At 69.5% G+C, this 17,064-nt stretch carries 17 protein-coding genes; 9 read left to right on the forward strand and 8 right to left on the reverse strand.

Translation table 11 applies throughout. The features are described 5' to 3' along the window. Positions 1 to 9 precede the first annotated feature (9 nt). From U8D42_RS03610 to U8D42_RS03630, 5 genes are all read right to left on the reverse strand, one after another. On the reverse strand, positions 10 to 1,155 hold the full coding sequence (locus tag U8D42_RS03610) for an Mrp/NBP35 family ATP-binding protein (protein ID WP_085242600.1): 1,146 nt from the start codon (positions 1,153 to 1,155) through the stop codon (positions 10 to 12). Between the two features lie 36 nt (positions 1,156 to 1,191). Further along, positions 1,192 to 2,493 (reverse strand): lytic transglycosylase domain-containing protein, encoded by a 1,302-nt coding sequence (locus U8D42_RS03615; RefSeq protein WP_322859201.1) that lies wholly within the window; start codon positions 2,491 to 2,493, stop codon positions 1,192 to 1,194. A gap of 106 nt (positions 2,494 to 2,599) precedes the next feature. Next, a complete protein-coding gene (locus tag U8D42_RS03620; protein ID WP_322859200.1) occupies positions 2,600 to 3,142 on the reverse strand; it encodes a DUF1003 domain-containing protein in 543 nt (180 codons plus the stop codon). Continuing rightward, complete coding sequence (locus tag U8D42_RS03625; protein ID WP_322859199.1) at positions 3,139 to 4,446, reverse strand: magnesium transporter MgtE N-terminal domain-containing protein; 1,308 nt, start codon at positions 4,444 to 4,446, stop codon at positions 3,139 to 3,141. The genes U8D42_RS03620 and U8D42_RS03625 overlap by 4 nt, the downstream gene beginning before the upstream one ends. 70 nt (positions 4,447 to 4,516) lie before the next feature. Continuing rightward, positions 4,517 to 5,137 carry a DUF4190 domain-containing protein gene (locus tag U8D42_RS03630; RefSeq protein ID WP_322859198.1) on the reverse strand — a complete coding sequence of 207 codons (621 nt, stop codon included), beginning with the start codon at positions 5,135 to 5,137 and terminating at the stop codon, positions 4,517 to 4,519. A 170-nt stretch (positions 5,138 to 5,307) separates the two neighbouring features. On the opposite strand from U8D42_RS03630, the gene U8D42_RS03635 reads away from it, so the two are divergent. Genes U8D42_RS03635 through U8D42_RS03660 form a run of 6 tightly spaced genes read left to right on the forward strand, consistent with a single transcriptional unit; the run spans position 5,308 to position 10,808 of the window. After that, a complete protein-coding gene (locus U8D42_RS03635) occupies positions 5,308 to 5,832 on the forward strand; it encodes a general stress protein (RefSeq protein WP_085241580.1) in 525 nt (174 codons plus the stop codon). 26 nt (positions 5,833 to 5,858) lie between these two features. Beyond that, a complete protein-coding gene (locus U8D42_RS03640; RefSeq protein WP_322859197.1) occupies positions 5,859 to 7,268 on the forward strand; it encodes an extracellular solute-binding protein in 1,410 nt (469 codons plus the stop codon). Continuing rightward, on the forward strand, positions 7,268 to 8,197 hold the full coding sequence (locus U8D42_RS03645; protein ID WP_322859481.1) for a carbohydrate ABC transporter permease: 930 nt from the start codon (positions 7,268 to 7,270) through the stop codon (positions 8,195 to 8,197). The genes U8D42_RS03640 and U8D42_RS03645 overlap by 1 nt, the downstream gene beginning before the upstream one ends. Next, the gene (locus U8D42_RS03650) at positions 8,187 to 9,038 is read left to right on the forward strand and encodes a carbohydrate ABC transporter permease (RefSeq protein ID WP_322859196.1); all 852 of its coding nucleotides are present in this window, start codon (positions 8,187 to 8,189) and stop codon (positions 9,036 to 9,038) included. The genes U8D42_RS03645 and U8D42_RS03650 overlap by 11 nt, the downstream gene beginning before the upstream one ends. Positions 9,039 to 9,042: 4 nt before the next feature. Next, positions 9,043 to 10,218, forward strand: a complete 1,176-nt coding sequence (locus U8D42_RS03655; protein ID WP_322859195.1) for an ABC transporter ATP-binding protein — start codon at positions 9,043 to 9,045, stop codon at positions 10,216 to 10,218. After that, positions 10,215 to 10,808 carry a suppressor of fused domain protein gene (locus tag U8D42_RS03660; protein ID WP_322859194.1) on the forward strand — a complete coding sequence of 198 codons (594 nt, stop codon included), beginning with the start codon at positions 10,215 to 10,217 and terminating at the stop codon, positions 10,806 to 10,808. Before U8D42_RS03655 ends, U8D42_RS03660 begins: the two co-directional genes overlap by 4 nt. A 14-nt stretch (positions 10,809 to 10,822) precedes the next feature. Here U8D42_RS03660 and corA read toward each other — a convergent pair whose 3' ends face one another. Continuing rightward, positions 10,823 to 11,926: a magnesium/cobalt transporter CorA gene (corA, locus tag U8D42_RS03665; protein ID WP_322859193.1), complete on the reverse strand. Its 1,104-nt coding sequence runs from the start codon at positions 11,924 to 11,926 to the stop codon at positions 10,823 to 10,825. Between the two features lie 192 nt (positions 11,927 to 12,118). Here corA and U8D42_RS03670 point away from each other — a divergent pair, with 192 nt between their 5' ends. From U8D42_RS03670 to U8D42_RS03680, 3 genes are all read left to right on the forward strand, one after another. Then, positions 12,119 to 13,108 carry a malate dehydrogenase gene (locus tag U8D42_RS03670; RefSeq protein ID WP_322859192.1) on the forward strand — a complete coding sequence of 330 codons (990 nt, stop codon included), beginning with the start codon at positions 12,119 to 12,121 and terminating at the stop codon, positions 13,106 to 13,108. Between the two features lie 74 nt (positions 13,109 to 13,182). Next, complete coding sequence (locus U8D42_RS03675) at positions 13,183 to 14,382, forward strand: NAD(P)-dependent malic enzyme (protein ID WP_085241576.1); 1,200 nt, start codon at positions 13,183 to 13,185, stop codon at positions 14,380 to 14,382. Next, positions 14,379 to 15,242: a glycine betaine ABC transporter substrate-binding protein gene (locus tag U8D42_RS03680; protein ID WP_322859191.1), complete on the forward strand. Its 864-nt coding sequence runs from the start codon at positions 14,379 to 14,381 to the stop codon at positions 15,240 to 15,242. The genes U8D42_RS03675 and U8D42_RS03680 overlap by 4 nt, the downstream gene beginning before the upstream one ends. 60 nt (positions 15,243 to 15,302) lie before the next feature. On the opposite strand, the gene U8D42_RS03685 is transcribed toward U8D42_RS03680, so the two are convergent. Together U8D42_RS03685 and U8D42_RS03690 are read right to left on the reverse strand one after the other, a co-directional pair. Then, positions 15,303 to 16,154 carry an SDR family NAD(P)-dependent oxidoreductase gene (locus U8D42_RS03685; RefSeq protein ID WP_322859190.1) on the reverse strand — a complete coding sequence of 284 codons (852 nt, stop codon included), beginning with the start codon at positions 16,152 to 16,154 and terminating at the stop codon, positions 15,303 to 15,305. Positions 16,155 to 16,222: 68 nt separating this feature from the next. Beyond that, a complete protein-coding gene (locus tag U8D42_RS03690; protein WP_090421053.1) occupies positions 16,223 to 17,050 on the reverse strand; it encodes an SDR family NAD(P)-dependent oxidoreductase in 828 nt (275 codons plus the stop codon). Between the last annotated feature and the right edge of the window lie 14 nt (positions 17,051 to 17,064).

Consider the following 17,064-nt stretch of genomic DNA (forward strand, 5'->3'; position numbering starts at 1 on the left):
CCATCGGGACTAGCGCCGCGTCGGATCGAGCCCCAGCGACACGCCCGCCAGCCCGCGGCGCCGCGACGACAGCTTGTCGGCCACGGCGCGCAGTTCCTTGCCCGCCGGGGAGTCGGGGGCACTCAGCACGATCGGCGTGCCGGAATCGCCGGCGGCCACCAACGCGGGATCCAGCGGAATCTGGCCCAGCAGCGGCACATCGGCGCCGATCGCGCGGGACAGGCGTTCGGCCACCTGCCGGCCGCCGCCCTCGCCGAACACCTGCATGGTCGAGCCGTCCGGCAGGGTCAGGCCCGACATGTTCTCCACCACCCCGGCCACGCGCTGCCGGGTCTGCATCGCGATGCTGCCCGCCCGCTCGGCGACCTCGGCGGCGGCCAGCTGCGGCGTCGTGACCACCATCAGCTCGGCGCTCGGGATCAGCTGAGCCACCGAGATGGCGATGTCGCCGGTGCCCGGCGGCAGATCCAGCAACAGGACGTCCAGGTCGCCCCAGTAGACGTCGGCCAGGAACTGCTGCAACGCCCGGTGCAGCATCGGCCCCCGCCAGACCACCGGTGTGTTGCCCTCGGTGAACTGCGCGATCGAGATGACCTTCACCTCGTGCGCGATGGGCGGCAGGATCATCGACTCGACCTGTGTGGGCCGGTCGGTGGTGCCCATCATCCGGGGGATGGAGTGGCCGTGGATGTCGGCGTCGAGCACGCCGACCGACAGGCCGCGGGCCGCCATCGCCGCGGCCAGGTTGACGGTGACGGTGGATTTGCCCACCCCGCCCTTGCCCGACGCGACCGCATAGACCCGCGTCAGCGAGTTGGGCTGGGCGAAGGGGATGACGGGTTCGCGGGCGTCGCCGCGCAACTGCTTGCGCAGTTCGGTGCGCTGCTCGTCGTTCATCACGTCCAGGGTGACTTTCACCGCCCCCGTGCCCGGCACGTCGGAGACGGCCTGGGTGACCCGCTCGCTGATCTCGGTCTTCTTCGGGCAGGCGGCGGTGGTCAGGTAGATCCCCACGTGCACGGCGCCGTCGGGCTCGGTGTCGATGCTCTTGACCATGCCGAGTTCGGTGATGGGGCGCCGTAGTTCGGGGTCGATCACTTTCCCCAGTGCGGTGCGGATTGCCGCGCTCAAGTCGGCAGTGTCATGACTGGACATCACCGCCGAGTGTAGGCGCGCGATGAGATGGGACGGTCAGGCGCCCGCAACGGGGCCCGGCTGCTTGGGCGCCGCGTTCGGCGGGCCGGCCGGTTTCGGTGCCGGCGCTGGTGCGGCCGGCGGCGGGGCCGCCTGCGGGTCGGGAGGCGGTGGCGGGGCCATCGGGGGTGGGGCCATCGGCGGAGCCGGCGGCGGTGGGGCCATTGGCGGCGCCCACGGCGGGGCGTTCGGCGGCGGGTTCTGGGGCCCCACGCAGATCACCGTGCAGCCGGGCTGGCGCGCCGGGGCCTGCTGCGGCGTGGGGGTCAGCCACGGGAACATCGGTGGTGGACCGGCGCTCTGCGGTGCGGTGAGGTCGATCAGCGGCATGCGGGCCAGCGGATCGTCCAGCGGCAGCCCGTTGACGTTCATCGGCAGGTTGGGGCCGAGTCCCTCGGCATGCTCGAGGTGTGCGTCGGCCAGCGGGGGCGGCGGGCCCGTCATCGGCGGCAGGTCGACCGGAACGACGCCGGTGGCGTACGCCGAGGCCCAGCCCAGCACGTTCTGCGCGTAAGCCATCGAGTTGTTGTAGCGCAAGATCGCCGCCATCACCTGCGAGGGGTCGCGGAGGTTGAGGCCGCCGCTGCACAGGTAGCGGGCCGCGGCCAAGGTGGCGTCGAACAGGTTCTGCGGGTCGGCGACGCCGTCGCCTTTGCCGTCGGAGGCGTATCGCGCCCAGGTGCCCGGCAGGAACTGCATCGGCCCCATCGCCCGCGCGTAGGTGGGGCGATTGCCCGCGCTGCTCTGCAGGATGATCTCGTTGCCCGGCAGCGTGCCGTCCAGCGCGGGGCCGTAGATCGGGACCACCGCCGTGCCGCGCGCGTCGACCGCGCCGCCGCCGGCATGACCCGATTCGATGCGCCCGATCCCGGCCAGCAGGTTCCAGCTCACGCCGCAGTTCGGGGCGGCCACGGCCATCTTCTGCTCGGCACTGCGGTAGGCCGCCAGTGCGATGCTCGGAATGCCAAGTGCCCCAGGCGCATTCACGATCATCGCCGGCGGGGGTGCCGACAGGGCGGGTTCGGCGACGTGGAAGGCGGTCGGGGAACGGTCGATGGAAACGACGGCCGGTCCCGAGAGGTCGGGCATCGAAGGGGAGACGGCCGCCACCGGGGCGACGTTCGCGTGCACCGGGGGCAGCTTCAGGGGCAGCGACGGCGCCGCCCCGCTGACCGCTCCCGCGAAGACCAACGGGGTGATGGTGGCTACGCCGAACACGCGCGAACGGCTGACCTGAAGTGCTCGCAGCCGCTCCACCGCGGCGGCCGGGCGTGCACCCCGGCGTCCCCCAATGCGCACTCGACCGTCCTAGGTATGTGAGCTGGTCAACTGCTCCCGTAGCCGTGAACTAGATCACCATACATAACTCTTGTGACCAGAGTGGCGCAATGGTCGGAACTGGTTCTCAGCCCGATTTCTTAGCCTTTCGGTCCGCCCCGTCGTCGCCCTGCGCCGCGGTGGAGCCCTCGGAATCGGCGTCCAGATTGGCCAGCAGCGAGCGCAGATCTTCGAGCTCGTGGCGCAGATACTCGCGGGTCACCACCTCACCGACCGCCAGCCGCACCGCGGCGAGTTCGCGGGCCAGAAACTCGGTGTCGGCCTTGGTCTGCGTCGCGCGATGCCGATCCTGTTCCAGCGCGACCCGGTCCCGGTTCTCCTGACGATTCTGGGCGAGCAGGATCAGCGGGGCCGCGTAGGCGGCCTGCGTGGAGAAAGCCAGGTTGAGCAGGATGAAGGGATAGGGGTCCCAGCGCAGGCCCACCGCGAACAGGTTCACCGCGATCCACGCCACCACGATGGCCGTCTGCACCAGCAGGTAGCGGCCGGTGCCGAAGAACCGCGCGATGGACTCGGTGATCTGGCCGACGGCCTCGGGGTCCAGCCGCGGCGAGTACCGGCGCGACGTCCGCGGGGTGTAGAGGCGACGCGGTGACGAGGACTTGCTCAACGCCAACCTCCCAGTCCCTCCAGCCGGCCGGTGGCGTCGAGGGCCTGTGCATCCGCTCGCCAGTCGTGCGGCAACAGGTGATCGAGAAGATCGTCGACGGTCACCGCGCCCAACAGGTGGTTCTGGCCGTCGAGCACCGGTCCGCACACCAGGTTGTACGCGGCCAGGTAGCGGGTCACCGCCGCCAGCGGCGTTTCCGGCGTCAGGGTGAGCAGGTCGGTGTCGACGATCCCGCCGACCAGTTCCGCCGGGGGCTCGCGAAGCAGCCGCTGCAGTTGCACACAGCCCAGGTACCGGCCGGTGGGTGTGGCCGTGGGCGGGCGCACCACGAACACCATGGACGACAACGCGGGGGTGAGATCCGGGTCGCGGACCCGGGCCAGCGCCTCGGCGACCGACGTGTCGGGTGTCAGCACCACCGGGTCCGAGGTCATCAGGCCGCCCGCGGTGTCGGGGGAATGGGCCAGCAGCCGACGCACCGGGGCCGACTCGTCGGGGTCCATCCGTGTCAGCAGCATCTCCGCGTCCGTCGGATTGAGCACGCCGAGCAGGTCGGCGGCATCGTCGGGGTCCATCTCCTCGAGCACGTCGGCCGAGCGTTCGGTGCCCAGCTCGGACAGCACGTCGGCCTGGTCGAGCTCGGGCAGTTCCTGCAAGACGTCGGCCAGCCGGTCGTCGTCGAGGGCTTTGAGCACCTCGTAGCGCCGCTTGGGGGGCAGACCGCGGATGGCGTCGGCCACATCGACCGCCTTCCAGCCCTCGAACCGGTCCAGCAACTGCGCCACCCCCTGGCCCGGCATCGCCAGCGCCGACGGGGTCAGGCCCTGCACGTTCTGCCAGTCCACAACGTGCACCGGGCCGCGCCGGCCCAGCCGCCGCTGGGAGCGCACCGCGACCCGGCTCACCATCCAGTCGCGGGTTCGGGTCTGTTCGATGCCCAGGTCGGTGACGACGACGTCGAGGCCGGCCAGCTCGGGCAGCGCGGGATCGTTCACCCTGACCTGGGTGTCGAGTACCTGCCCGATCGCCAGCACCTCGCCCGGGCGCTGTTCGAAGTGGCGCAGGGACACGCTGCCGGTGTTGAGGGTGACGGCCTCCGGCTCGATCGCGGCCACCCGCAGCATCGGGATGAAGATGCTGCGCCGCGTCGCCAGATCAACGACCAGTCCCAACACGCGCGGTTGCCGACGCACGATGCTGATGCTGACCACGACATCGCGGATCCGGCCGAAGGACTCACCGAGGGGACCCAGCACCAACATCCGCGAGAGCCGGGCGATGTACACCCTGTTGACCGATGCCATGGGGAAAGCCTAGGCAGCCGGTGGTGGCGCGGCGGATGGCGGCGGTGACGGCCCCGGCGCGCCGAGGCGGCTAGTGCGAGTGCATCGCGAACAGGACGATGATCGTGGTGACCACCAGGGTGGCGATGCCGATGACGATGCCGGCGACCGCGAGGCCGTAGCCGTCTTGCTGGGTGCGCTTGATCTGATTGATCGCGACCGCGCCGAGCACGATGGCCACGATCGAGCCGAGGCAGCAGCAGAACGCCCCGGTGAACGACGAGATGAGCGACGCGATGGCGAGCTTGTTCGTGCCGGGTTTCACCCGGCTCGGCGGCCCGTAGCCGCCCCGGTAGTCCGGTGCCGGGTAGTAGCCACCCGAATAGGGCGGTGGCCCGTAGCCGGCGGGCGGCCCGCCGACTTGCGACGGCCCGGGCTGGTACTGCGGTGCGCCATAACCCGGCGGCTGCTCGTACCCGGGCGGCGGCCCGTATCCGGTTGGGGGCGGCGGGTATTGGGCACCGTAGCCGGATTGGTACTCGGCGGGATAGCCGGGCGGGGGATAGGCCTGGGGCGGATATTCGGGTGGCGTGGCCGATGCCGGCGGTTCCCACGGCGCCTCCGGCTGATCCGGGGCCCCGCTGCCGGTGGGCGCCGGTTCGGCCTGGTCATCGTGGGCGGGTTCGCCGAAGCCATCGCCGGGCGCTGTCATGGTGTTCAACCTAGCCGATGGCCACGCCGCGGATCGGTGGTGAATCGCCGCGGGCCGCCCGGCCGCACCGGGTGCCGGCGCCCTGTTTTCGCAGGTTGGCTTGCGGCCGCTCGATAGGCTGGAAGGGCCCGAGATGTGACGACGGCCTCGGCGGAGGAGAATGAGCGCCAATGACTAGTCCATTCCAGCCCGGTCAGGTACCCGGCGCGACGCCTTCGGGCGCGGCGGGCGGTCGGCGCGCACCCGGGTTGCCGACACCGCCCAAGGGCTGGCCGGTCGGCTCCTATCCCACCTACGCCGAGGCGCAGCGCGCCGTCGACTACCTCTCCGAGCAGCAGTTCCCGGTTCAGCAGATGACCATCGTCGGCGTCGACCTGATGCAGGTCGAACGGGTCACCGGCCGGCTGACATGGGCCAAGGTGCTCGGCGGCGGGGTGCTCAGCGGTGCCTGGCTGGGTCTGTTCATCGGGTTGGTGCTCGGCTTCTTCAGCCCGAATCCGTGGGCGGCGCTGGCCACCGGCCTGGTCGCCGGCGTCTTCTTCGGCCTGATCACCTCCGCAGTCCCCTACGCGATGGCGCGGGGCACAAGGGATTTCAGCTCGACCATGCAGCTGGTGGCCGGCCGCTACGACGTGCTCTGCGATCCGCAGAACGCGGAGAAGGCACGGGATCTGTTGGCCCGCCTGTCGATTTGAGGACACGCACAAGGGGTGTGAACCCGGTGTTCAGTCGCGTGCGCCCGCGCCGGCTGGGCGTCATCGCGTCGGCGGCGGTGATCATCGCCGCGGCGGGATCGGCCTGCGGGCCGGTCGGCGGCGGGCTGGTGATCACGTTCTTCACCCCGGCCACCGATTCGGCCGCGTTCAACGCCGTCGCTCAAGAGTGCACCAAGCGAATGGAAGGCCGGTTCGCGATCCGGCATGTGAGCCTGCCGCGGGGCCCCGGGGAGCAGCGTGTGCAGCTGGCGCGGCGGCTGAGCGCTCACGACCGCGGCCTGGACGTGATGGCGCTGGACGTGGTGTGGACCGCGGAGTTCGCCGAGGCGGGCTGGGCGCTGCCGCTAGCCGACGACCCGGAAGGGCTGGCCGACGCCGACGCCCGAGCCGACACCCTGCCCGGCCCGCTGGCGACGGCTCGATGGAAGCACGAGTTGTATGCCGCACCCGTCATCACGAATACCGAATTGCTTTGGTATCGGCCGGATTTGGTGAGGCAGCCGCCGCTGGATTGGGGCGCGATGGTGGCCGAGGCCGCCCGGTTGCACGCCGCGGGTCAGCCCGCCTGGATCGCCGTGCAGGCGAACGAGGGGGAGGGCCTGGTGGTGTGGTTCAACACGCTGTTGGTGAGCGGTGGGGGTCAGGTGCTCTCCGAGGATGGTCGCCGTGTCACCCTGACGGACACCCCCGCGCACCGGGCCGCGACCGTCGACGCGCTGCGCATCCTCAAGTCCGTGGGCACCGCTCCGGGCGCCGACCCGTCGATCACCCGGACCGACGAGGGCACGGCGCGCCTGGCGGTCGAACAGGGCAAGGCCGCGCTCGAAGTCAACTGGCCGTACGTGCTGGCCTCCATGCTGGAGAACGCGGTGAAGGGCGGTGTCCCCTTCCTGCCGCTGAACCGGGACCCGGCGTTGGCCGGCAGCATCAACGACGTCGGGACCTTCGCGCCCACCGACGAGCAATTCCGCCTGGCCTACGAGGCCAGCCAGAAGGTGTTCGCGTTCGCGCCGTATCCAGGTGTGGCGCCGGGCCGGCCGGCCAAGGTCACCATCGGCGGGCTGAACCTGGCCGTGGCCAGCACCACCCGCCATCGCGCGGAGGCGTTCGAAGCCGTGCGCTGCCTGCGTAGCCTGCAGAGCCAGAAGTACGTCTCGATGCAAGGTGGACTGCCCGCGGTGCGGACGTCGTTGTACTCCGACCCGCAATTCCAGACCAAGTACCCGATGTACACCGTCATTCGCCGGCAGCTCACCGAGGCCGCCGTGCGGCCAGCGACGCCGGTGTATCAGGCGTTGTCGCTGCGGCTGTCCGCGGCCCTGAGCCCCATCACCCGGATCGACCCGGAGCGGACCGCCGACGAACTCACCGCGCAGGCGCAGAAGGCCATCGACGGCAAGGGGCTGCTGCCGTGATCCGCGCCGGCGTCGCGTCGGATCCCCCCGCCGGCGCGCAGCACGCCCGCACGCGAAACCGGCTGTCGGAACGGCGCCTTGCCTTCATCCTCGTCGCGCCGGCGGCGCTGCTGATGCTGGCGGTGACTGCCTACCCGATCGGCTATGCGGTGTGGCTGAGCCTGCAGCGCAACAGCCTCGCCACCCCCCACGACACCGCGTTCGTCGGCCTGAGCAACTACCAAACGATCCTGACCGACCGGTATTGGTGGACGGCGCTGGCCGTAACCCTGGGAATCACAGTGGTTTCCGTGTCGGTCGAGTTCGTGCTGGGCCTGGCGCTGGCGCTGGTCATGCACCGCACGCTGGTCGGCAGGGGGCTGGTGCGCACCGCGGTGCTCATCCCGTACGGCATCGTCACCGTGGTGGCGTCCTACAGCTGGTATTACGCGTGGACGCCGGGCACCGGCTATCTGGCCAACCTCCTGCCGCAGGGCAGTGCTCCGCTGACCCAGCAACTGCCGTCGCTGGGCATCGTCGTCCTCGCCGAGGTCTGGAAGACGACGCCCTTCATGTCGCTGCTGCTACTGGCCGGGCTGGCGCTGGTGCCCGAGGATCTGCTGAAGGCCGCCCAGGTCGACGGCGCGGGGCCGTGGCGGCGGCTGATGCGCGTGACGTTGCCGATCATCAAGCCGGCGGTCGTGGTCGCGTTGTTGTTCCGGACCCTGGACGCCTTCCGCATCTTCGACAACATCTACGTGCTGACCGACGGCGCCAACAACACCGACTCGGTGTCGATCCTGGGCTACGACAACCTGTTCAAGGGCTTCAACGTCGGGTTGGGCTCGGCGATCAGCGTGCTCATCTTCGGCTGTGTGGGCATCATCGCGCTCGTCTACATCAAGGTGTTCGGCGTCGCGGCGCCCGGTGGTGACGCAGATGGCGGTTGATCGACGACGGGCCGGGGCGGGCGCCCGGCGGGCCGCGGCGTGGGCCGTTCTCGACACCGTGGTGGTGGTGTACGCGCTTGTGCCGGTGTTGTGGATCCTCAGCCTCTCGCTCAAGCCGACGTCAACGGTCAAGGACGGCAAGCTGATTCCGTCGTCGGTGTCCCTCGAGAACTACCGCGGCATCTTCCGCGGTGACCTGTTCGGCTCGGCGCTGGTCAACTCGATCGGCATCGGGCTGATCACCACCGCGATCGCGGTGGTGCTGGGCGCGATGGCGGCCTACGCGATCGCCCGGCTGAGCTTTCCCGGCAAGCGGGTCCTGATCGGCGCCACCCTGCTGGTCACCATGTTCCCCGCGATCTCACTGGTCACCCCGCTGTTCAACATCGAACGCTTCGTCGGCCTGTTCGACACCTGGCCCGGCCTGATCCTGCCCTACATCACCTTCGCTCTGCCGCTTGCCATCTACACGCTGTCGGCGTTCTTCCGGGAGATCCCCTGGGATCTCGAGCGTGCGGCGAAGATGGACGGCGCCACGCCGGCGCAGGCCTTCCGCAAGGTGATCGTCCCACTGGCGGCGCCCGGCGTGGTGACGGCGGCGATCCTGGTGTTCATCTTCGCCTGGAACGACCTGCTGCTGGCGCTGTCGCTCACCGCCACCAAGGCGGCGATCACCGCACCGGTGGCCATCGCGAACTTCGGCGGCAGTTCCCAATTCGAGGAGCCCACCGGGTCGATCGCGGCCGGCGCCGTCGTGATCACGGTGCCGATCATCGTCTTTGTTTTAGTCTTCCAACGACGAATCATCGCCGGGTTGACCTCCGGCGCTGTGAAGGGATAGCGCGATGGCCGAGATTGTGCTGGACCATGTCAGCAAGAGCTACCCCGACGGCGCCACCGCCGTGCAAGACCTCAGCATCACCATCGCCGACGGCGAATTCCTGATCCTGGTCGGGCCTTCGGGCTGCGGTAAGACCACGACACTGAACATGATCGCCGGTCTCGAGGACATCACGTCGGGGGAGCTGCGCATCGGCGGCGAACGCGTGAACGAGAAGGCGCCCAAGGACCGCGACATCGCGATGGTGTTCCAGTCGTACGCGCTGTACCCGCACATGACCGTGCGGCAGAACATCGCGTTCCCGCTGACGCTGGCGAAGATGAAGAAGGCGGAGATCGCCCGGAAGGTCGAGGAGACCGCCAAAACCCTTGACCTGACCGAACTGCTCGACCGCAAACCCGCCCAACTGTCGGGCGGGCAACGGCAGCGGGTCGCGATGGGCCGTGCGATCGTGCGCCACCCCAAGGCCTTCCTGATGGACGAGCCGCTGTCCAACCTCGACGCCAAGCTGCGCGTGCAGATGCGCGGCGAGATCGCCCGGCTGCAGAAGCGGCTGGGCACCACCACCGTGTACGTCACCCACGACCAGACCGAGGCGATGACGCTGGGAGATCGGGTGGTGGTGATGCACGCCGGGGTCGCGCAGCAGATCGGCACCCCGGACGAGCTCTACGAGCACCCTGCGAACCTGTTCGTCGCGGGGTTCATCGGTTCGCCGGCCATGAACTTCTTCCCCGCCACGTTGACACCCATCGGTGTGACGCTGCCCTTCGGTGAAGTGATGCTGTCACCGGAAGTCCAACAGGCGATCGCGCAGCATCCGGCGCCCGAGAACGTCATCGTGGGGGTGCGCCCCGAGCACCTGGCCGACGCCGCGTTGATCGACGGGTACCAGCGCATCAGGGCGCTGACCTTCGAGGCGAAGGTCGACCTCGTCGAGTCACTGGGCGCCGACAAGTTCGTGTACTTCTCCACCGGGGGCTCGGCGGCGCGGTCGGTGCAGCTGGAGGCGCTGGCCGCCGAGGCCGACGCGCACGAGAACCAGTTCGTGGCAAGGGTTCCCGCGGAGTCCAAGGCGGCGATCGGGCAGTCCATCGAGCTGGCGTTCGATACCACCAAGCTCGCCGTTTTCGACGCCGGCTCCGGGGCGAACCTGACCGTCGCGTCTGCGGATCAGTGAGCCTGCTCCTGGACCAGGTGCGCGCGCACCTGCGCCGTCACTTCGCCGACGTCGAGCCCGATTCGGCGAGCGTGACCTTTCTGGGCACCGAACCCATCGAGGTGTTGCGTTTCCGCGGCGGCGACGGGTTGGTGCACTACGTGTCACTGGGTTGTTCGCGCTACCCGATGACCGACCCGGCGCAGGTCATCGATGACCAGACTCGGGGCCCGCGCGCCGAAGTGGTGCTGCGCCTGCGGGATCCGGGGCCCGTCACCGGCATCGCCCGCAGTCTGGCGGTGCTGGCGGCGACACCGGCCGTCGAGGGTTTGGTGTTGACCGCCGACGCGTTGGTCGACCTGGGATCGCCGCTGTGGGCGCGGCCGGCGGGGCGCGTGCCGTTCACGGCGGTGTTGTTGGGCCCCAGCGACATCGAGGATCTGCCATTGGAGCCGCCGCGTGACCCGGTGCAGTTCCTGGCGGCGACGCCCATCACCGCGACCGAGGCGGCCTGGGTGCGGTTGAAGGGCGCCGAAGCCATGCGACAGGCGTGGCAGAACGATGGAGTCGACGTGCTGAACCCCGATCGGCCTGCGGCACAACCGAACTGACGGCCCTGCTTGCGTCAGAGCCAGTTGAGTCGTCGGAAGCTGAAGTACAGGCTCAGGCAGGCGGTGATCATGATGGCGACCACCACCGGGTACCCCCAGTGCCACTTCAGCTCGGGCATGAACTCGAAGTTCATGCCGTAGATGCCCGCGAACATGGTCGGCACCGCGATGATGCCGGCCCAGGCCGATATCTTGCGCATGTCGGAGTTCTGCTGCATTCCGACGCGGGCCAGCGCGGCCTGGATCAGCGAGTTGAGCATGTCGTCGTAGCTGGCGATGTGCTCGGCGACCTCGGAATGGTGGTCGCCGAGGTCGCGCAGGTAGCGACGCACCTCTTTGGAGATCAAGTCCTTGTTCTCCTGCTGGATTCGCAGAAACGCGCCGGACAGTGGGTTGACGCACCGGCGCAGTTCGACGACCTCACGCTTGAGCAGGTAGATCGGTTCGACGTCGAGCTTGTGGCCCGGGGCGAACGCCAGACCCTCGATGCTGTCGATGTCGGATTCGATCAGGTGGCTCACCTTGAGGTAGTGGGTCACCACCTCGTGGGCGATGGCGTGCATCACCGCGTACGGACCCAGGCGCAGCTGCTCGGGGTCGGCCTCCATCCGCTTGCGCAGATCGGACAGCCCGCCGTGCTCGCCGTGGCGGACGGTGATCACGAAGTCCTTGCGGACGAAAACCATCACCTCGCCGGTCTCGACGATCTGGCGGGCGGCCACCACCGACTCGTGCGGCACATACGCGACCGTCTTCAGCACCAGGAACAGCGTCTCGTCGAAGCGTTCCAGCTTGGGTCGCTGGTGGGCGCAGACGGCGTCCTCGACGGCCAGCGGATGTATCCCGAAAACGCCCGCGACTTCCTGCATCTCGGTCTGGTCGGGTTCGCGCAGGCCGATCCAGACGAAAGCCTCGTGTCCGAGCATCTCGATCTGGCGCACTTTTTCCAGGGCCATGGCGTAGCTGTATGTCCCGGGCAGGCGGTGGCCTTCGACGTAGACGGCGCAGTCGACCAAGGTCTCGTCGGGGGAGCGCGGCCGGGTATCGGGTTGCACGGGATGCGGCTCGTGCGCGAGCGGCCGAAGAGCCTCGGGCAAGGCGTCGAAACCCTGGAACACATCCACCTCCGATCGCAGCGCAGGTCTGACCGGCGGTGCTCCATGCTACGCGCCCCGGTTTCCCGAAGCGCGACGATCCGATGACGGGGCGAAGGCCGGGTGTCGGACCGGAGGTAGGCGGCCAGGACCGGTGCGCTAGTTTCGAGCCGAGACCCGATCCTGCATGACTATCTCCATAAGGAGTATTTCGACGTGAGCGCAAGCCCTCTCAAGGTTGCCGTCACCGGCGCCGCCGGCCAGATCGGCTACAGCCTGTTGTTCCGCCTGGCGAGCGGTTCGCTGCTGGGCCCCGATCGCCCGATCGAGCTGCGCCTGCTCGAGATCGAGCCGGCGCTCAAGGCGCTCGAGGGCGTCGTGATGGAGCTCGACGACTGCGCGTTCCCGATGCTGGCCGGCATCGAGACCGGTTCGGATCCGAACAAGATCTTCGACGGTGCCAACCTCGCCCTGCTGGTCGGCGCCCGGCCGCGCGGGCCGGGCATGGAGCGCAGCGACCTGCTCGAGGCCAACGGCGCGATCTTCACCGCGCAGGGCAAGGCCCTCAACTCGGTGGCGGCCGACGACATCCGCGTCCTGACCACCGGTAACCCGGCCAACACCAACGGCCTGATCGCGATGAGCAACGCGCCCGACATCCCGAAGGAGCGGTTCTCGGCGCTGACCCGCCTGGACCACAACCGGGCCATCTCGCAGCTGGCCAAGAAGACCGGCGTTGCGGTCACCGACATCAAGAAGATGACCATCTGGGGTAACCACTCGGCCACCCAGTACCCCGACCTGTTCCACGCCGAGATCAACGGCAAGAACGCGGCCGAGGTCGTCAACGACGAGGCGTGGATCGAGAACGACTTCATCCCGACCGTCGCCAAGCGCGGCGCCGCCGTCATCGACGCGCGCGGCGCTTCGTCGGCCGCCTCGGCCGCGTCGGCCACCGTCGACGCCGCCAGGGACTGGCTGCTGGGCTCGCCCGACGGCGATTGGGTCTCGATGTCGGTGATCTCCGATGGGTCCTACGGCGTGCCCGAGGGCTTGATCTCGTCGTTCCCGGTGACCACCAAGGACGGCAACTGGAAGATCGTCACCGGCCTGGAGATCAACGAGTTCTCCCGGGCCCGGATCGACAAGACTACCGCCGAACTGGCCGACGAGCGCAAGGCGGTCACCGAGCTGGGTCTCATCTGAGACCCAGCGGGCGTGGCCGGTGAGACGCACATCACCATTAGGCCTACTAATCGGTAGTCAGTACCCTGAAGCGCGTGTCCGACTTGGTTGAATCGATACAGACGCGCGCCGAAGCCGGTGCGATCACCGACGCGGAGATCTTCGAGGCACACGTAGGCGGCAAGCTTTCGGTAGGCCTGACGGCCCCGCTGGACACCCAGCGCGCCCTGTCCATCGCCTACACGCCGGGTGTGGCGCAGGTCAGTCGCGCGATCGCCGCCGACCGCGGCCAGGCCGCCCGGTACACCTGGGCGAACCGCCTGGTCGCCGTGGTCAGCGACGGCAGCGCCGTGCTGGGCCTGGGTGACATCGGCCCGGCGGCCTCGCTGCCGGTGATGGAGGGCAAGTGCGCCCTGTTCCAGGCGTTCGGCGGCCTGAACGCGATCCCGATCGTGCTGGACACCAAGGATCCCGACGAGATCGTCGAGACCCTGGTGCGGCTGCGCCCGACGTTCGGCGCCGTCAACCTCGAGGACATTTCCGCGCCGCGCTGCTTCGAGATCGAACGGCGCGTCATCGAAGCGCTGGACTGCCCCGTGATGCACGACGACCAGCACGGGACGGCGATCGTCGCGCTGGCCGCGCTGATGGGTGCCACCAAGTTGCTCGGCCGCGACATGACCTCGCTGCGGGTGGTGGTCTCCGGTGCCGGCGCGGCGGGTGTCGCGTGCACGAACCTCCTGCTGGCGATGGGTGTTTCCGACATCACCGTGCTGGACTCGCGCGGGATTCTGCACACCGGGCGCGACGACATGAACAGCGTGAAGAGCCTGCTGGCCCAGCGCACCAACCCCGACGGTCTGACGGGCAGCATGGCGGAAGCGCTGCGCGGCGCCGATCTGTTCCTCGGGGTGTCGGGCGGGGTGGTGCCCGAGGAGATGATCGCCACCATGGCGCCCGACGCCATCGTGTTCGCGCTGTCCAACCCCGACCCCGAGATCCACCCGCAGGTCGCGGCCCGGTACGCCGCGGTGGTGGCCACCGGCCGCAGCGACTTCCCCAATCAGATCAACAACGTGCTGGCCTTCCCGGGTGTGTTCCGTGGGGCGCTCGACGCCGGGGCGCGCCGGATCACCGAGAAGATGATGGTTGCCGCCGCCGAGGCGATCTTCTCGGTCGTCAGCGACGACCTGGCTTTCGACCGGATCGTCCCCAGCCCGCTGGACCTGCGCGTCGCGGATGCCGTCGCCACGGCGGTCGCCCTGGCCGCAGACCCCGCAGACATCGCGGGGTGAGAACCGGCCGGCTGGCGGCGTCGCTGCTCGCCGCCATCCTCGCGGTGGCCGGCTGCGGCACCGGCGACCACCGCCCGCGTCCGGAACTGGTGGTCGGTTCCGCGGCGGATCCCGAGTCGGCGTTGCTGGCCGGCGTGTACGTGGCCGCCTTGCGGTCCTACGGTTTCCCGGCGCACGCCGAGACGGCCGACGATCCGATGGCGCGCCTGGACTCGGGCGCGTTCACCGTCGTCCCGACCCTGACCGGGCGCGAGCTGCAGAGCCTGCAGCCCGGCGCGGTGGCGTTGTCCGACGCGGCGGTCTACCGCGCGATGGTGGCCGCGCTGCCCGAGGGCGTCGCCGCGGGCGACTACACGACGGCGGCAGAAGACAAACCCGTGCTGCTGGTGACCGGGTCCACCGCCGGGGCGTGGGGTGGCAGTGACGTCAGCGCGGACTTGAGCACGCTGCCCAAACACTGCGCCGGCCTGGTCGTCGGCGCCGTCACCGGGCGTCCGGCCCCCTCGACGGTGGGCACGTGCGGGCTCCCGACGCCGCGCGAATTCCCCGCTGAGACAACCATGTTCGCCGCGGTGCGGGGCGGGCAGCTGACGGCGGGCTGGACGACCACCGCCGACCCCGGGCTGCCCGCCGACCTGGTCGCGCTCGCCGACGGCAAGCCGGCACTGATCCGGGCCGAGAACGTGGTGCCGCTGTATCGGCGCAACGCGCTGAGCGATCGCCAGCTGCTGGCCATCAACGAAGTCGCCGGCGTGCTGGACACGGCCGCTCTGGCAGGCATGCGCCGCCAGGTGGGCGGTGGGGCCGACCCGCAGGCGGTAGCCGGCGGGTGGCTGGCGGAGCATCCGCTGGGGCGGTGAACCCTCAGGGCCAACGGACCCCGGCTCTTTTCGCGCGATTCCCGCGCTGATCGACCGGCGTCAGCGTTTGGGCATGAGCTTGTGCACCAGCTGCTGCACCCGGCTCATGATGGGCCCGCCCAGCAGCCGCTCGGGTCTCGAACCCGTCAGCCGCACCACCAGGTCCATGGCCTTGACGTCGGGGCCGACGAGCACGCGGGCCTTGTTCTTGGCAACGGCGCCCAGGATGACCTGGGCCGCCCGCTGCGGGGTGGTCTTGGCCTGTTGCTCCTCGAACAGTTCCGCCAGGCCGTCCTGGTCGAGGCCGTCGGCGAAGACGGCGTTGCGGGCGAAGCCGGTCTTGACCCCACCGGGGTGCACCGTCGTCACCCGCACCGGGTGGCCGGCCAGCACCATCTCCTGTCGCAGCGCCTCGGTGAAACCGCGAACGGCGAACTTGGCCGAAACGTATGCCGCCTGCCCGGGGGCCGAGAACAGGCCGAGCGCGCTGGAGATGTTGATGACGTGGCCGTCGCCGGAGGCGATCAGGTGGGGCAGGAACGCCTTGGTGCCATTTACGACGCCCCAATAGTCGACGTCCATCACCCGCTCGAGGTCCTTGAACCGGCTGTCCTCGATGGAGCCGACGAACGTGATGCCCGCGTTGTTGTAGATCTGGTTGACCCGGCCGAAGTGCTCGTGGACGGCGTCGGCGTAGGCCAGGAACGCCTCGCGCTCGGTCACGTCGAGCCGGTCGGCTTTGACCTCGGCGCCGATCGCCGTCAACTGTGCCTCCGTCTCGGCCAGTCCCTCGATGTCGACGTCGCTGATCGCGACCTTGGCGCCCTCGCGGCCCAGTTCCAGGGCCAATGCCTGGCCGATCCCCGAACCCGCGCCGGTGACGACGGCGACCTTGCCGGCGAACTCATGCATTGGTACTCCCTTGTGGCAGCATGACCGCGTTGAGGCTATCCGTTACGCGCGATTACCGCTACGGCGCGTCACGGCTTGGGCATCAGGCGGCCCATCACGGGCCCGAACAGCTGCTGATATCCCGGGCCCGTCAGCCGCACCAGGGCGTCCAACACCTTGGCGTCCGTGCCGACCAGCACCCGGGCCTTCTTCTTGCGCACCGCCTCGAGGATGATCTGGGCGGCCCGTTGCGGGCTGGTCCTGGCCAGCCGTTTGTCGAACAGGCTGGCCAGTTCGGCCTGGTCGAGCCCCTCGGCGGCCGTGGCGTTGCGGGCGATCGCGGTCTTGATGCCGCCCGGGTGCACCGTGGTCACCGCCACCGGGTGGCCGGCCGCCACCATCTCCTGCCGCAGCGCCTCGGTGAAGCCGCGGACCGCGAACTTGGCGGAGTTGTAGGCCGCCTGACCGGGCACCGAGAAGAGCCCGAACACGCTGGAGACGTTGATCACATGCCCGTCGCCGGAGGCGATCAGGTGGGGCAGGAACGCCTTGGTGCCGTTGACCACGCCCCAGAAGTCGACGTCCATCACCCGTTCGATGTCCTTGAACTGGCTGACTTCGACGTCGCCGGTGAACGCGATGCCCGCGTTGTTGTAGATCTGGTTCACCTTGCCGAAGTGGTCGCGGACCGCGTCGGCGTAGGCGAGAAACGCCTCGCGCTCGGTCACGTCGAGCCGGTCCGCCTTGACCTCGGCTCCGATCGCCTTCAGCTTGGCCTCGGTTTCCGCCAGGCCCTCGACGTCGACGTCGCTGATCGCCACCTTGGCGCCCGAGCGCCCCAATTCGATGGCCAGCGCCTGCCCGATACCCGAACCCGCGCCCGTCACCACGGCGACCTTGCCGGCGAACCCTTGCATGAGCACCCTTCCCT

The sequence above is a fragment of the Mycobacterium europaeum genome, from assembly GCF_034555895.2.
Classification (GTDB): domain Bacteria; phylum Actinomycetota; class Actinomycetes; order Mycobacteriales; family Mycobacteriaceae; genus Mycobacterium; species Mycobacterium europaeum.

Coding starts and splice junctions, on each gene's coding strand:
- U8D42_RS03610 (WP_085242600.1), bottom strand. CDS start 1,155: ATGTCCAGTCATGACACTGCCGACTTGAGCGCGGCAATCCGCACCGCA.
- U8D42_RS03625 (WP_322859199.1), bottom strand. CDS start 4,446: ATGGCATCGGTCAACAGGGTGTACATCGCCCGGCTCTCGCGGATGTTG.
- U8D42_RS03630 (WP_322859198.1), bottom strand. CDS start 5,137: ATGACAGCGCCCGGCGATGGCTTCGGCGAACCCGCCCACGATGACCAG.
- U8D42_RS03635 (WP_085241580.1), top strand. CDS start 5,308: ATGACTAGTCCATTCCAGCCCGGTCAGGTACCCGGCGCGACGCCTTCG.
- U8D42_RS03650 (WP_322859196.1), top strand. CDS start 8,187: ATGGCGGTTGATCGACGACGGGCCGGGGCGGGCGCCCGGCGGGCCGCG.
- U8D42_RS03655 (WP_322859195.1), top strand. CDS start 9,043: ATGGCCGAGATTGTGCTGGACCATGTCAGCAAGAGCTACCCCGACGGC.
- U8D42_RS03685 (WP_322859190.1), bottom strand. CDS start 16,154: ATGCATGAGTTCGCCGGCAAGGTCGCCGTCGTCACCGGCGCGGGTTCG.
- U8D42_RS03690 (WP_090421053.1), bottom strand. CDS start 17,050: ATGCAAGGGTTCGCCGGCAAGGTCGCCGTGGTGACGGGCGCGGGTTCG.